At 69.1% G+C, this 14,427-nt stretch carries 11 protein-coding genes; 3 read left to right on the top strand and 8 right to left on the bottom strand.

The annotated features are described in order from the left end of the window. Positions 1-97 precede the first annotated feature (97 nt). From R9X44_RS32945 to R9X44_RS32925, 5 genes are all read right to left on the bottom strand, one after another. A complete protein-coding gene (locus R9X44_RS32945) occupies positions 98-1,327 on the bottom strand; it encodes a phospholipase D-like domain-containing protein (protein ID WP_319818281.1) in 1,230 nt (409 codons plus the stop codon). Between the two features lie 259 nt (positions 1,328-1,586). Beyond that, a complete protein-coding gene (locus R9X44_RS32940) occupies positions 1,587-3,770 on the bottom strand; it encodes a bifunctional glycosyltransferase family 2 protein/CDP-glycerol:glycerophosphate glycerophosphotransferase (RefSeq protein ID WP_319818280.1) in 2,184 nt (727 codons plus the stop codon). A 197-nt stretch (positions 3,771-3,967) separates the two neighbouring features. Beyond that, entirely contained in the window at positions 3,968-5,032 is a 1,065-nt protein-coding gene (locus R9X44_RS32935) for an acyltransferase family protein (RefSeq protein WP_319818279.1), read from the bottom strand. A 156-nt stretch (positions 5,033-5,188) separates the two neighbouring features. Further along, positions 5,189-6,613, bottom strand: coding sequence for an LCP family protein (locus R9X44_RS32930; RefSeq protein ID WP_319818278.1), 1,425 nt, complete (start codon positions 6,611-6,613; stop codon positions 5,189-5,191). 17 nt (positions 6,614-6,630) lie between these two features. Continuing rightward, a complete protein-coding gene (locus R9X44_RS32925) occupies positions 6,631-7,365 on the bottom strand; it encodes a TIGR03089 family protein (RefSeq protein WP_319818277.1) in 735 nt (244 codons plus the stop codon). Positions 7,366-7,480: 115 nt separating this feature from the next. Between R9X44_RS32925 and R9X44_RS32920 the strand changes: the two genes are divergently transcribed. Next, entirely contained in the window at positions 7,481-9,511 is a 2,031-nt protein-coding gene (locus tag R9X44_RS32920) for a hypothetical protein (protein ID WP_319818276.1), read from the top strand. A gap of 2 nt (positions 9,512-9,513) precedes the next feature. On the opposite strand, the gene R9X44_RS32915 is transcribed toward R9X44_RS32920, so the two are convergent. Then, a complete protein-coding gene (locus tag R9X44_RS32915; protein ID WP_319818275.1) occupies positions 9,514-11,034 on the bottom strand; it encodes an LCP family protein in 1,521 nt (506 codons plus the stop codon). Between the two features lie 109 nt (positions 11,035-11,143). Here R9X44_RS32915 and R9X44_RS32910 point away from each other — a divergent pair, with 109 nt between their 5' ends. Continuing rightward, positions 11,144-12,052, top strand: a complete 909-nt coding sequence (locus R9X44_RS32910; RefSeq protein WP_319818274.1) for a glycosyltransferase family 2 protein — start codon at positions 11,144-11,146, stop codon at positions 12,050-12,052. An 8-nt stretch (positions 12,053-12,060) separates the two neighbouring features. Continuing rightward, positions 12,061-13,113, top strand: coding sequence for a glycosyltransferase family 4 protein (locus tag R9X44_RS32905; RefSeq protein WP_319818273.1), 1,053 nt, complete (start codon positions 12,061-12,063; stop codon positions 13,111-13,113). 4 nt (positions 13,114-13,117) lie between these two features. Here the strand turns inward: R9X44_RS32905 and trxA are convergent, their stop codons facing one another. Continuing rightward, positions 13,118-13,450, bottom strand: coding sequence for a thioredoxin (gene trxA, locus R9X44_RS32900; protein ID WP_319818272.1), 333 nt, complete (start codon positions 13,448-13,450; stop codon positions 13,118-13,120). A gap of 9 nt (positions 13,451-13,459) precedes the next feature. After that, positions 13,460-14,404 carry a lysylphosphatidylglycerol synthase transmembrane domain-containing protein gene (locus R9X44_RS32895; protein ID WP_319818271.1) on the bottom strand — a complete coding sequence of 315 codons (945 nt, stop codon included), beginning with the start codon at positions 14,402-14,404 and terminating at the stop codon, positions 13,460-13,462. Between the last annotated feature and the right edge of the window lie 23 nt (positions 14,405-14,427).

Below are 14,427 nucleotides of genomic sequence, written 5' to 3'. Positions count from 1 at the left end.
GGTGGGTGGGTGGGGTTAGGGGGCGGGGTGGGCGTAGATCGGGTGGGATGAGGAAGGGCCCGCCTTCCGGGGAAGGGGGGCCCTGGCGTTTGAAGGGTTACTTGCAGTTGGGTTTGGGGATGGGGCGGCCTTGGAATTGGGCCTTGGCGCGGGCGAAGTTGCAGGCGTATTTGGCGTGGATCTTGGCTGGGCCGAGGTTGCCTAGGCGCTTGATCTGGAGGATGGCTTCGTCGTCCTGGTGGAGGGAGCCCCAGGTGAGGTTGGCGGAGCCGGTCCAGACCCACTTGCCGACCTTCGTGCCGCGCTGGCCGGAGATGAGCGTGTACTTGGAGTGCATGATGTTCGGGCTGGTGTACGCGCCGAAGTCGTAGACCTTGACGCCCGCGCCGCGCAGCGCGCCGACGACCGAGGTGCGGCCGCCGTCGGCGGGGTCGACGGTGAGCATCACCTCGACGTTGCAGCCCTTGCGGGCCAGGGACGACAGCGCGGAGATGACCTCACGGCGCTTGTCGTTGAACTTGCCGGTGGTGATGCGGATGTGGCTTTTGCGCTGCTTGCCCTTGTGGGTGTAGACGCACTTGACCTCGCGCAGCGTCCGCGCGACGGGGTCGTGGGTCTGCCTGGCCTTCGGGAAGAACTGGACGTTCCCCTCGCTGCTGGTCACCTCGCCGCCGCGCTTCTTCCAGTAGTTCGCGAACGGCTTGCGCGCCCACAGGTCGTTGAAGTACCGGTTGTAGGCGTTGTACGTGCCCGTGGCGTTCGCCAGGACGACGGCGTCGTTCCAGTCGGTCCCGGTGCCGCCGGTCGCGTTGAGGTTCTGTGACGTCTGCACGACGACGTTGCGGGTGCCCCGGGTGTTGCTGAACAGGAAGAACTTCGTGTGGTTCAGCTTCTCGCCGATGCACGCGCGGGTCTGCGGGCAGGTGATGACCTTGTCGCCGCCGATCGCGTCGCGGACGCGTTCCAGGCCGGTCGGCGCGTAGTCCGGGCCCCAGCGCTGGAGCGAGTACTTGTCGGCGACGATCCTGACGTCGACGCCGCGCCGCGAGGCGGCGATGAGGGCGTCGGCGATGCCGTAGGCGTTGGAGAAGCGGAAGACGCTGATGCGGATCTTGCTACCGGGCCGCGCGCCCTTGACGAGCTTGGTGATGCGGTTCTCGATGTTCTTCGCGCCCTTGGGGGTCAGGGGGTTGTTGAACACGATGTGCGACTTCACTCCGCCGCCCGCCGCGGATGCCGTCCCCGGTAGTCCCGCGACCGCCCCGGCCGCCGTGACCGCCGCCAGCATCACGGCGAGCCCGCGTCTGTGACCCTTGCTCCTGAGCACCCCGAACCTCCCCAGCCCCGTACAAGAACATCAGCGCGCGACATTACCGGATCTTCACCGGCTCTTTTCAAGAAACCGGGACATCTCACATCACCAGACCGGACAAGTTTCATGAAAAGCGACAAAAACCTCCGCTTCCCCACAGCCAGCCCCAGCACAGCCCGTACCCCACAGCCCCGGACCCCACAGCAAAAAAGGGCCCTTCTTCACCGCATTTCACGATGAAGAAGGGCCCCGACGTCAGCGGAAGACCGGTCGGCTACCGGCCCGGCTTGGGCAGCTCCTGGCCCAGGTAGACGCGGCGCACGACGCGCTCGGCGGCGCTGCCGTTGTCCCACGGGCAGAACCTGGCGCGGAACTCCACCCGGTCCTTGGCCGCCGAGTCGCCCCAGGCGCGGCCGGACAGGAACGCGTCGGTGAGCTCGTCCTGGGTCTGCGCGAACACGCCGGGGGGCTGCTGCGACAGGTCGAAGTTGACGCCCCGGGTCCGCTTGTAGGTGTCCCAGTCGTTCGCGTAGATCACGATCGGCCGGTCTTCCAGGACCGCGTAGTCGAACATGATGGACGAGTAGTCCGTGATGAGCGCGTCGGACGCGATCATCAGGTCCTCGACGGTCGGGTAGCCGGACACGTCGATGATGCTGTCCTCGGGCAGCCCGCGGTCCTTCGGCTTGTAGAAGTAGTGGGCGCGCAGCAGCAGGACGTAGTCGGGCCCGAGCGTCTTGACGAACTCGACAAGGTCGAACTGCGGCACGAACCGCTTCATGTAGTCGCGGTGGGTCGGCGTGTACAGGATCGCCTTCACCCCCGGCTTGATGCCGAGCTGCTTGCGCAGCTTCGTCCGCTCGGCCTCGGTGGCGCGCACGAGCCTGTCGTTGCGCGGGTAGCCGACCTCGAGCATCTCGTAGGAGCAGGGGAAGCCCCGGTCCCACGCCTCGCTGGACAGCGGGTTGGACGACACGAGGTAGTCCCACCGGTCCGCGCGCATGATCAGCTCGCGGAAGTCCATGTCCCCGGCGCTGACCGGGAACTCCATCTGGTCGAGGCCCATCTTCTTCAGCGGGGTGCCGTGCTGGGTCTGGACGTGGACCTGCCCCTTGCGCTTGACGGGGTCGTCCACGAAGTTCACGTTGTTCACGAAGTACTTCGCGCGCGCCATCAGCCGCGAGTGCGCCCGCGATCCGGCGACGACGTACGGGACGCCGTCGGGCATCGTGGTGTGCGCGCCGCGCCGGACCACCCACACGCCCTTGATCTGCGGCGCGAGTTCCTTCTGCTTCTCGTAGATCGCCGCGGGGTTGCAGGCGTAGCCCCGGTACCAGTACGCGGCGTAGACCGCGAGGTTCGGGTCGAGCGGCATGCGCAGCTGCGCCCGGTAGTACAGGCCCTTGGCCTTGCCCTTGGCGAAGTTGACCGCGCGCCGGGCGTGCTTCCGCGTCTTGCGCAGCCGCTGCTTGGCCGCCAGGCGCTGCTCGTTCAGCCGCTTGGAGGTGGCGAACGCGCGGTAGTTGTTCTTCTCGATCAGCTTGTACTTGGCCGCGAGCTGCGGGTCCTCGGGCAGCGTGTGCGTCTTGGGCCGGAACGTGTTGTAGATCTTCGACATGCCGGCGAAGAACTTCGCCCGGTCCTCGGGCAGCACCCGGTCGCCGCGGCCGAGGATGATCAGCAGGTGCCAGATCGTCCTGTCGAACATCAGCGGACGGTACTGGTCGGTCTCCGGGTGCGCGTCCATGAACGCGAAGATGCGCTCGTACTGGGCGAACGCGTCGAAGTGCTTCTTGCCGCCGGTGCGGGTGATCGCGCCGCGCCTGCGCTGCCGGTAGATGTAGACGACGTCGTCAAGAAGGCTGAGCTTGTCGGCGGCCATCAGGATCGGGTACGTGACGTTGATGTCCTCGTAGTACCCGCCGCTGAACTTGAGGCCGAGGTCGACGAGGAACTCCCGGCGGATCGCCTTGTTCCACGCGGTCATCATCAGCTGGAGGACGCTCGGCCTGTCCTTGAGCGCGAAGACGTCGGGGGCGGGGGGTTCGCGGAAGAGCTTGTTGATGACGCTGCGCTGCACCTTGCCGTGCCAGTAGGCGCGCGCGTAGTCGAAGATCAGGACGTCGGGACGGGTCTCCTGGAGCCGGTCGTAGACCGAGGACACCGCGCCGTCGGCGGCGTAGTCGTCGCTGTCGAAGAACCAGACGTACTCGCCGGTGGCCAGCGACAGGCCGACGTTGCGCGCCTCGCCGAGGCCCACGTTCTGTTCCAGATGGACGACCCGCAGCCGCGGGTCACGCAACGCGTACTCGTCCAGGATGGCGCCGCAGCCGTCCGGGGACTTGTCATCGATCGCGATCACTTCGAGGCCGGGGCAACCGGGGTAGAGGATCGAGTCGAGGCACTGGCGGAGGTAACCCTGGACGCCGTGCACGGGCACGATGACACTCAGGAACACGCTGCTCATTCCAGATGAATCCGTTTCCAGCAATGGAGGCTTGGCCGGCGGCAGGACTGCCGCGAGTCTACCGAGGCACCGACCGTGCCCTGAGGATCACGATCACGCGTGCGGCATCCGACGACTCTACAGACTTCCGGCACGCGTCAAGCCTGGTTCATCTGCCCGATGGGCACCTGTAATAAGCGTGTTCTGCATCACTTCCGGGTGAATGCCCAGCTTGCCCGGGGTTCTACCGCCCAGCGAAATATCTTCCGCACCGGCGGCGTGCACAGCGCGGTGCCCAGAACGACCGCGAAAACGACAGTCGCGACGAGCCCGAACCCGTTCTGCAGGAACGCCGCGTGGTCCCACTCCTGGAACTGCGCGTACTTGATGACGAACCCGTGCAGCAGGTACGAGAAGATCGTCGCCGCGCCGAGCCCGGTGAACCAGTGCCTGCCGCGCGGCACCACCGCGAGGAACGCCGCGACGAGCACGAGCGCGGTGACCATCATCGCCAGCCGCATCGCCGTCCCGGTCAGGTTGCCGACGCCGAACTGGTCATGGGCGTCGCGCCAGTAGAACCAGCGGTAGTCCACCCGGTCCTTGACCCAGAACGAGCCGGCGAACGCGGCGGCGAGCACCGCGGCCCCCACCGGACGCGCCCACCGGCGGCGCAGCACCTCGAAGTGCTCGGGACGCAGGCACAGGCCAAGGACATAGAACGGGGCGAGGCCGAAGACCCGGTGCATCTCCAGGTCGTCGGCGAGCGGCGCGGTGTAGGCGAGCAGCGAGATGCCCACCGCGACGCCGAGCGGCCACCGGATCTGCTGCCACACCGGGGTCGACAGCCGCCACAGGAACAGGGCGAGCAGGAACCAGGTGAGGTAGATCGGGTTGAGGAGGCTGATCTCCAGGGTGGGCTTGTGGTTGAAGTGCCACTCCCACAGCGAGTAGGCGACCTCGAAGATCACATACGGGACGCCGACGTTCGTCAGCAGCCGCTGCGCCTTGCGGCGGCTGAAGGAGAAGGTCCGCGAGAAGTAGCCGGTGATCACGATGAACAGCGGCATGTGGAACAGGTGGAGGAACGTGTAGAGGCCGCCCGCCGCCTCGACGGTCGTGCGCATGCCGACGATCGAGTGCCCGATCACCACGAGGAGGATCGCCAGGTACTTGGCGTTGTCGAAGAACGGGTCGCGCGCCTTCGGCACGGCGGTCTGCGCCGCCTGCGCCGTCTGCTTGGCCTGCGCCGGTCCCGGGACGGTGATCTGGGTCAAGGTGGATCCCACATGAGAGCCTGCTGAAAGGTGGGTGAGAACCTAGCAGCGGAGCGTGACCGGGGATCACGGGGAAATCACCGAATATTAATGACCCTTTGCCGGATCTTGGTGGGGCCGTAGTGGGGCCTTGGCGGGGCCTCAGCCGGGAGTCGGTCAGGTCTGCGCGCAGATGTTGTCGCCGGCCTTGATCTCGCCGTCGAGCTTCTTGGGCAGCTTGGTCTTGGTGACCAGGCCCGTCCAGCCGGGGCCGAGCACGAGGTGGACGGTGCCCGCGGCGACCTTCTGCGACGGGACGGGCTTCACGCCGGAGACCTGCTTGGCCAACGTGTTCGCGGCGGCCTCCGCGCCCTCGCCGTAGAGGATCTGGGTCTCGGCGGGCATCTCCTTGGGGTTGCCGACCGACAGGACCTGGAACTCCTTGGCGGTCAGCGCCTCGCCGGTGCGCGCGGCCGCGCCCTCGATGCCGCTGCCGTTCAGCACCTTCACCTGAACCTCGGAGGCCGGGACGGTCTCCTTCTTGTTCATGTCCTCGATCTCGTTGTCGTTGGCGATCTGCGAGAAGAAGGTGTTGGCGTCGGGCTGGGCGAGGGCGACCCGGTTGGGGTCGGGCGCGTAGGGGGCGTAGGGGACCGTCACGAAGCGGATCTTGTTGAGCTTGACGTCCTTGAGCTTGGTGCCGAGGTCGACCATCGCCTCGAGCGTGAAGTCCTCGTCCACCTCGACGGTCTTGGTGACCGAGCGCAGCATCGCGTTCAGCTTCACCGGGTTGCCCAGGACGCCCTGGCTCAGCGCCTTCTTGGCGACCGAGCCGAGGAACTGCTGCTGGCGCTTGACGCGGCTGAGGTCGGAGCCGTCGCCGAGGCCGTGGCGGGCCCGCACGTACGCCAGGGCGGTCTCGCCCTTCACGTTGTGCTTGCCCTTCTTCAGGTTGAGCTTGCTGTCCTTGTCGTTGACGTCGTTCGGCAGGCAGATCTGGACGCCGCCGATCGCGTCAACGACGCCCTTGAACCCCGCGAAGTCCACGACCGCCACATGGTCGATGTGGATGTTGGTGATCGTCTGGACGGTCTTCCAGGTGCAGGTGGCCCCGCCGATGGAGAACGCCGAGTTGATCATGCCGCGCTGCGGGGCCGAGGTGCCGCCCTCGCGCGTCTGGCAGCTGGGGATGTCGACCATGAGGTCGCGCGGGAAGCTGATGCCGGTGACCGCGCCGCCGCCGGGGGAGAAGTGCATGAGGATCGTCGCGTCGGCGCGCGGCACCTCGCCCGCCAGGCTCTTGCCGTACTTCTCGTTGTCCTTGCCCTGCCGGGAGTCCGAGCCGAGCAGCAGGATGTTGACTGCCTCGTTCAGCTTCGGCGGGGCGGCGACGCCCTCGGGGGCCTCGAACCGGGTGATCCTGCCGTCGAGGTACCGCGCGTAGCCGTAGGCGGAGATGCTGCCCAGGACGAGCACGCCGGACATGGCGACCGACACCCAGCCGAGCGCCTTCCAGCCCTTGGAGACCCCCTTGTTCTCCAGGGTCTCCGGCTCCGGCGTCTTCGCGTCGTCGGCGTAGTCGAGATACAGGGGGCTGTTCATGGCTCCACGAGAGTAGGTCACGGGAGACGGCGCACGGTGGCGTACGGCGTTTCCAGTCCGGCTACTGCGGTCACATGCTCCGTTTCGATCCGGCGCGGCACCAGATCATCGGCAAGGTCGCGACAAAGTATGACCGATCCTTCCGCCCGGAGCGGGGCGAGCAGGCCGGAGATGAGGCTCCGCGCGTCGGTGAACGGGGCGGCCACCAGAACCCGATCATCGGCGTGCAGCCTGTGCTTCTGGAGGAAGGAGGCTATTTCGGTATCCAGTTGTGATGTGTCGAATGTGGTGTTCGTCACAGTGAGCTTGGGGCCCGAGTGTACATACGGAGAGAAACGGTCGCCATACGCCCTGACCTCGACCGCGTAGTCCGTCACCCAGGCGGGCGCGTCCTTGAGGGGCGCGCCCATCGCGTCGAGTGACAGGCCGACGACCTCGTCGGGCCAGTCGGGCGCGGAAGCCGGGTCGGCGGTCACCCACAGGCCCTCCTCCTCGACGACGGCGTCGCGCCCGAGCACGACCTCCTGACCCGCCCACCAGGCCGCGAAGATCCACACCGCGGTCTGCCAGTGCAGCGGAAGATCGATGACGACGCGGCCGCCCGGCTGCGCGCCCAGCCCGTCGACCAGCAGGTTCGCGGTCTTGGCGGTCCAGTTGTCGAAGGTGCGGCGGGAGAACTCGAGGCGTTCGCCGGTGGAGTCGTCATAGAAGGTCACCAGCGGGCGCTGGGCCGATCCGCGCAGGAGATCCATGGCGGAAGGGTACCGACGCGCCGCCCCGGCAGGTGATGACGCGCGCGTCGCGCGGCCGTCACCGGCCCCGACGCCTCACGGTTTTCACACGGGGCACCCGTTAGCCTGCTGCACCGTGACAACCCCAGCGGTACCGCCCACCCCGCTGGCGCGGCTCAGCGTCGCACCGGCCCTGCTGGTGGTCGCCTGGCTCGTCGTCGGACTTCCCCTGCTGCTGCTCGGCTCCTTCACGATCGGGCCCGCGCTCGCCCTGTTCCCGCTGGCCGCGGCCGCGACCCTGACGATCGGGTTCCGCGGCTCGACCAAGGCCCCGGCGAGACCCGGGCCCCGGCTCGCCTGGCTGCCGCCCGTCGGCGTCGTGCTCGTGGCGCTCGTGTTCTTCGTGGTGCAGCTGGAGTTCAACTCCGAGCAGGTGATCGTCCGGCGCGACCCGGCGACCTACGCGCAGTTCGCGGCATGGCTGAACGGGCACGGCGGCCTGCCGATCTCGCCGTCGCTGTGGGCGTTCGGCGGGCCCGACCCCGTCCTGCGGTTCGACAGCCCGGGCTTCTACGCCGACGGCGACGCCGCGATCCACCCCCAGTTCATGGCCGGGCTGCCGATCCTGCTCGCGCTCGGCGGCTGGATCGGCGGGACCGGCGCGCTGCTGGCGGTCTCGCCGCTGCTGGGCGCGTGCGCGGTGCTGACGTTCGGCGGCCTCACCGCCCGGCTCGTCGGCCCGCTGTGGGGCCCGGTCGGCGCGGCGGCGTTCGCGCTGTGCTGGCCGGTGATGTTCGTCTCCCGCTCGACCTACAGCGAGTCGGCGGCGCTCGTGCTGCTGCTCGGCGGTCTGTGCCTGCTGCACGACGTGCGCGACCTGCGCGACGGCAAGGCCCGCGCGTTCCTCGCCGGGCTCGCGTTCGGCCTCGTGGTGCTGGTCAGGATCGACGGCCTGCGCGACATCCTGCCCGTCATCGTCTTCGCCGGGGTGCTGTTCGCGCGCCGCCGCCCGACCGGGCTGCCGCTCGCGGCGGGCGTCGCGGTCGGCGCGGGCGCGGGCCTCCTCGAGGGCTACCTGTTGTCCCGGCCGTACCTCACCTATCTGAGCGGCTCGCTGACGCCGCTGCTCGCGGTCACCGGCCTCACCGTGCTCGGGACCGTGCTGATGGCTGCGCTGTGGCGGTGGCGTCCCGTGTCGTTCCGGCGCGGCGGCGACTGGGTGGCGCGCGGCCGCATCCCCGACGTGGCGGCCGCGCTCACCGTCGTGTTCCTGCTCGCCCTCGCGGTCCGGCCCTACGTGCAGACCGTGCGGCGCATCCCCGCCAACGCCGACGACGAGTTCAACTCCCAGTACATCGCCTACATCCAGGAGGCGATCGGGCTTCCCGTGGACGGCACCCGGCAGTACACCGAACTGTCCCTGCATTGGGTCGCCTGGTACGTCGGCGTCCCCGCGCTGATCCTCGCGACGGCCGGGGCGGCGCTGCTGCTCCGCCGGATGCTGCGCAGGGCGTCGCCGGAATGGGTGCTGCCGTACGGGCTGATCGCGCTGACGACCGTCGCGACGCTGCTGCGTCCCGGGATCACCCCCGACCACCCGTGGGCGTCGCGGCGGCTGGTGTCCGTCGTGATCCCCGGGCTGCTGCTGTTCGCGGTGTGGGCGCTGGCGTGGGCGACCCGTCGCGTGCGGCGCAGCGGGTACGGCCGTGCCGTGACGTTCCTGTTCGCCGCCGCCGGGACGCTCGCGCTGACGTTCCCGATCGGGGCCGCGTCGGCGGGGCTCGTGCTCAAGCCGGTCGACCAGGGCGAGAACGCCGCGGTCCGGGCGCTGTGCCGGCAGCTCGGGCAGGGCGTCACCGTGCTGATCACCGAACGGGTGACCGCCGACCGCTTCTCACCCGTGCTGCGCAACACCTGCGGCATCCCGACGGCCCGGGTGGACGGGGCCGACAAGGCCGACGTCGACAGGGTCGCCGCCCGCATCCTGGAACGCGGCCGCAGGGCCGTCGTGCTCGGCGCGAACGCGCCCGACGTGTCCCCGTACGGCGAGGCACGGCAGGTCGTCGACCTGCGGACCCGTCAGGACGGCCACGCCCTGGAGTCGCGGCCGCGCTCGACCTGGTCGCTGACGATCACGGTCTGGATGGCGGAGATCGCCAGGCCCTAGCCTCAGACGCCGGTCTTGCAGATGTCGTCGGACGCCTTGACCTCGTCGTCCACCTTCGGGATGGACGACGCCGCCGAGCCGAGGCCCGCGTAGTCCGCGCCGAGGTAGAGGTGGACGGTCCCGGCCTCAAGCGTGTCGTCGAGCTTCGGGGTGACGTCCGGGAGCAGCTTGCCGAGCAGCGCTGCGGCCGCCTCGCCGCCCGCGCCGAAGGCGATGACCGTCTCCTTGAGGGTGCCGCCCTGGTAGCTGCCGGTCGAGCCGAGCGACGCCTGGTACTTCTTGGCGGTGAGGTCGGTGACGGCCCGGCCCGCCAGGCCCTGCCGGTCGGTGCCGTTGTAGACCTTGACGACGACGTCGGCGGCCTTGACCTTCGGCGTGGTCGGCGCGTCCGCGCCGCCGCCGTCGGCCGCCGCGGTCGGCTTGTCGCCCTTGGGCTTGGTGTTCTTCGGCATCTTGTTGTCGCGGCGCACCGCGTCGAACAGCTCCTGCGCCTTCTCGTCCTGCCAGAAGACGACGCCCGCGAGCGCCGGGTTCGAGGCCCGCTCGGCCTCGGTGGCGTACCGCCAGGGCACGGTGATGAACCTGATGCTCTTGGGGTTGATGCCCTTGACCTTGGTCGCCAGGTCCATGATCTCGGTCGAGTTGAAGCCCTCGTCGGTCTTCAGCGACTTGGTCGCGGCGTTGACGAACCCGAGCAGCTTGCCGGGGTCGGTGAGGATGCCCTTGGTCGTCACCTTCTGCACGATCGAGCTCATCAGCTGCTGCTGACGCTGGATGCGGCCGAGGTCGGTGCCGTCGCCGAGCTGGTAGCGGGTGCGCGCCCAGCCGATCGCCTGCTTGCCGTTGATCTTCTGCCGGCCCGCCTTGGGGATGACGAGCTGGGCCTTGGGGTCGCTGAACGCCTTGGGCGAGCAGATCTCGACGCCGCCGAGCGCGTCGACGATGTCGCGGAAGCCCGCGAAGTCGACCTTGACGAAGTGGTCGATGCGGATCTGGGTGAGGCTCTCGATCGTCGCCCAGGTGCAGTACGCGCCCGCGTAGGCGAACGCGGAGTTGATCTTGTCGGTGCGGCCGGGGACCGTCTTGCCGTCCTTGTCCTTGCACTCGGGGATCTGCACGTAGGAGTCGCGCGGGAAGCTGATCGCGACGGCCTTCTCGCCGCCCGCCGAAAGGTGCAGCACGATCGCGGTGTCGGACCGTTCCCCGTCGACGTGCCCGTAGCCCGCGTTCTTGCCGCCCCGGCTGTCGGACCCCAGTAGCAGGATGTTGACCGAACTGTCCAGCTTCTGCGGCCGGTTGGCGTCGATCAGGTTGCCTGTGTCGTTCTCCTGCTTGATGTTGCCCGTCAGCTTGTAATAGAAGCCGTACGCGGTCAGGCTCCCCATGACGACCACCGCCGCGAGCGCGATCGACACCCACTGGATGATCTTCCAGGACTTGCCGTGCGGCTGCGCGGTCTCGTACGCCCCGCTGATCTCCGGCGTCTCCAGAAAGTCGAGGTCGTAGTCGATTCCGCCGCGCATGAGCCCTGCCCGATTCCCGGAGTGTTTCAAGGTGTGCAGCAGTATGGCGGAAGTGTCGTTGGTTGTCGTCTTGTAGCCGAGGGCGCGGGGCTCGGTAGGGTTGGGCGGCGTGAGCACTGAGCAGCAACCCGTGCACGTCACCGTCGTCCTGCCCTGTTACAACGAGCAGGACCACGTGGTCGACGAGGTCGAGCGCATCGCCAAGGCGATGGACGCCAGCGGGCACACCTATGAGCTGCTCGCGTTCGACGACTGCTCCACCGACGACACGCTCGCCAGGCTCCGCGAGGCCGAGCCGCGCTTCGCGCACCTGCGCGTCATCCCGTTCCACCACAACAGCGGGTCGGGCACGATCCGGCGGGTGGGCAGCCAGCAGGCGCGCGGCGACATCGTGGTGTGGACCGACGCCGACATGACCTACCCCAACGAGCGCATCCCCGAGCTCGTGGAGATCCTCGACACCGACCCGACGGTCGACCAGGTCGTCGGCGCGCGGCTCACCGAGGAGGGCTCGCACAAGGTGCTGCGGGTCCCGGCCAAGTGGGCGATTCGCAAGATCGCCGAGCGGCTGTCCGGCTCCAAGATCCCCGACCTGAACTCGGGGCTGCGCGCGTTCCGCCGCGAGGTCGCCAGGCCCTACCTGCGGCTGCTGCCGCCCGGGTTCTCCTGCGTCACCACGATCACGCTCGCGTTCCTGTGCAACCAGCACGGCGTCCGGTACCTGCCCATCGACTACGCCAAGCGCGCGGGCAAGTCAAAGTTCCACTTCACCAAGGACGCCTACCGCTACATCCTCCAGGTGCTGCGGATGATCATGTACTTCAACCCGCTCAAGGTCCTCATGCCGCTCGCCCTGTGGCTGCTCGGCCTCGCCCTGGCCAAGGCGGTCATCGACCAGTTCACGCACAACCTGCTCTACCTGTCGAACAACACGATGCTGATGTTCATGAGCGGCCTGCTGACGGTCTCCCTCGCGCTGCTCGCGGATCTCATCGTCCGCTCGCGCGGCGACGTCTAGGGCCCGGCGTGCGGATCGCGCTCGTCGGCCCGGCCTTCCCCTACAAGGGCGGCGGGGCGCGGCACACCACGGAACTCGCGCACCGGCTCGCGGCGGCGGGGCACGAGGTCGTCCTTGAGTCGTGGAAGGCGCAGTACCCGGGGTTCCTGTATCCGGGACAGCAGACCATCGACGTGCCTGAGGGCGAGTTGTTCCCGGCCACCTACCGCCGGTTGTCTTGGCGTCGTCCGGACGGGTGGTACCGGGCGGGGAGACGGCTGCGGGCTTACGACCTTGTGGTGTTCGCGGTCTTGTCGTCGGTGCAGGTGCCGGCTTATCTGGGGATTCTTCGGGGGCTCGGATCGCGGGCTAAGGCCGTCGCGCTGTGCCACAACGTGCTGCCGCATGAGCCGAAGCCTTACGACGGGCCGTTGATGCGGGCGCTTCTGCGACGTGTGGGGACGGTTCTTACGCACACCCCGGAGCAGGGGGCCTTGGCGGAGAGCCTTACGGATGCCGAGGTGCGCGTCGCGGAGTTGCCGATGCACCTTCCCGCGTCAGGCGGGCAAGAGGGGCGGGGCGGGGGAGGCGGGCTGCTGTTCTTCGGGATCGTCCGGCCCTACAAGGGGCTTGACGTGCTGCTCAGGGCGCTTCCCGAGGGCGTGCGGCTGACCGTCGCGGGGGAGTTCTGGGCGGGGCTCGACGAGACCCGCGAGCTGATCGCGTCGCTCGGGATCGGAGATCGGGTGGACCTGCGGCCCGGGTACCTTCCGGCCGAGGAGATCCCGGGGCTGCTGCGTGCCGCCGACGCGCTCGTGCTGCCGTACCGGTCGGCGACGGCGTCGCAGAACGTGCTGATGGCCTTCGAGCACGGGACGCCGGTGGTGGCGACCCGCGTCGGCGGGTTCCCGGCGCAGGTACGTGACGGGATCGACGGCGTCCTGGCCGATCCCGACGACCCCGTCGGCCTGCGCGCGGCGATCGAGAAGCTGCTTGCCGACCCCGACGGGTTCCGCGCCAGGGTCGAGCGCCCCGACCCCGAACCCGTCTGGGCCGCCTACCTGGCCGCGCTGACGGCCTGACCGTCTACAGGTGCGGTTCGATCGCGCTGAGCAGGGCCCGCTTCGGCCGTGCCCCGACGATCTGGGCGACGACCTCGCCGCCCTTGTAGAGGTTCAGGGTCGGCGCGCTGAGGATGCCGTACGCCCGCGCGGTCTCGGTGCTCTGGTCGATGTCCACCTTGACGACCTTGAGCCGCCCGGCGTACTCGGCGGCGATCTGCTCAAGGACTGGCGCGATCATCTTGCACGGCGGGCACCACTCGGCCCAGAAGTCCACGAGGACGGGCAGGTCGGCGTCGAGCACCTCGGCGGTGAAGTCGGCGTCGGTGGCGGAGGTGGTGGCTGTCGTCGCGGTCACGAGCTCTCCTCAGTAATCACGAATCTCCTTCAGGCGGTGATCGTCCTCGGGGACAAGGCCGCGGGGCGCCGGTTGATTCCCGTTCTCCGGGGCTTTCTGGAGCCGTCCTACGGCGGCCCAGATCAGGTCGGCGAGGGTCAGGACCGCGCGCGAGGCGAGGGCGAGGACGAGCGCGTCGGCCTGCCCCATGACCGGGCCGAGCGCCAGCACGAGCGCGGCCTCGCGCGCGCCGAGCCCGCCGGGCGCGAGGATCACCAGGAAGCCGACCACGTACGCCAGCGCGTACGCGCCGCCCGCCAGCAGCACCGACCCCGACGGGGCCAGCAGCCACAGGTGCACCGCGAAGCACACCCAGCCGAGCAGCGTCCAGGCGACCGCCGCGGCCATCGTGCGGGCCGGGACCGACCTGTCCAGCACTGGCCTGCGCACGAGCCGCAGCGCGAGGTTCAGCGCCCGGGTGACCACCCAGGGGTGCAGGCAGGCCAGCAGGACCGGCGTGAGCGCCACGGCCCACCAGTACTCGCGCAGGGCGTCCGCCGAGGTCAGCGGGAGCGTCACCGCGGCCGTCAGGCACCCCGTCGCGACCGTTGTGGCCATCGCCAGGAGCGTGGCGGCCCCCGAGGCCGTCCTGGCGACCCCGTAGCCCCTGGCGAGCTCCACCTGGCCCACGAGCGCCCAGACGGATCCGGGCACGTACTTGCCGAGCTGGCCGAGGAACATGATCCTGGTGGTGGCGCGGACCGGCAGGGGGGCTCCGCACCCGGCGAGCAGGGCCCGCCAGCCCAGCATCCAGCAGCCGAGCCCGGCGAGCCCGGCCACGAGCGCGCCGACGAGAGCGGGGGGCGACATCCGCGACAGGGCGTCAACGATCGACGGCCACTGCGATGCCACGCCGTACAGGCAGCACCCCAGCGCGGTCAGAACGAAGATCGACTTCAGCCGGCGGGAGTTCACTCGGCCACCCTATGGGGGAGAAA

The sequence above is a fragment of the Actinocorallia sp. A-T 12471 genome (genome assembly GCF_033875155.1).
Classification (GTDB): Bacteria; Actinomycetota; Actinomycetes; order Streptosporangiales; family Streptosporangiaceae; genus Actinocorallia.
Note: the sequence above shows the minus strand (reverse complement) of the source record. Positions and strands in the feature narration are given on the sequence as shown.

What these genes read in the sequence shown, in the direction of transcription:
- R9X44_RS32915 (WP_319818275.1), bottom strand. Translation starts at nt 11,034, where the DNA reads ATGCGCGGCGGAATCGACTACGACCTCGACTTTCTGGAGACGCCGGAG.
- R9X44_RS32930 (WP_319818278.1), bottom strand. Translation starts at nt 6,613, where the DNA reads ATGAACAGCCCCCTGTATCTCGACTACGCCGACGACGCGAAGACGCCG.
- R9X44_RS32925 (WP_319818277.1), bottom strand. Translation starts at nt 7,365, where the DNA reads ATGGATCTCCTGCGCGGATCGGCCCAGCGCCCGCTGGTGACCTTCTAT.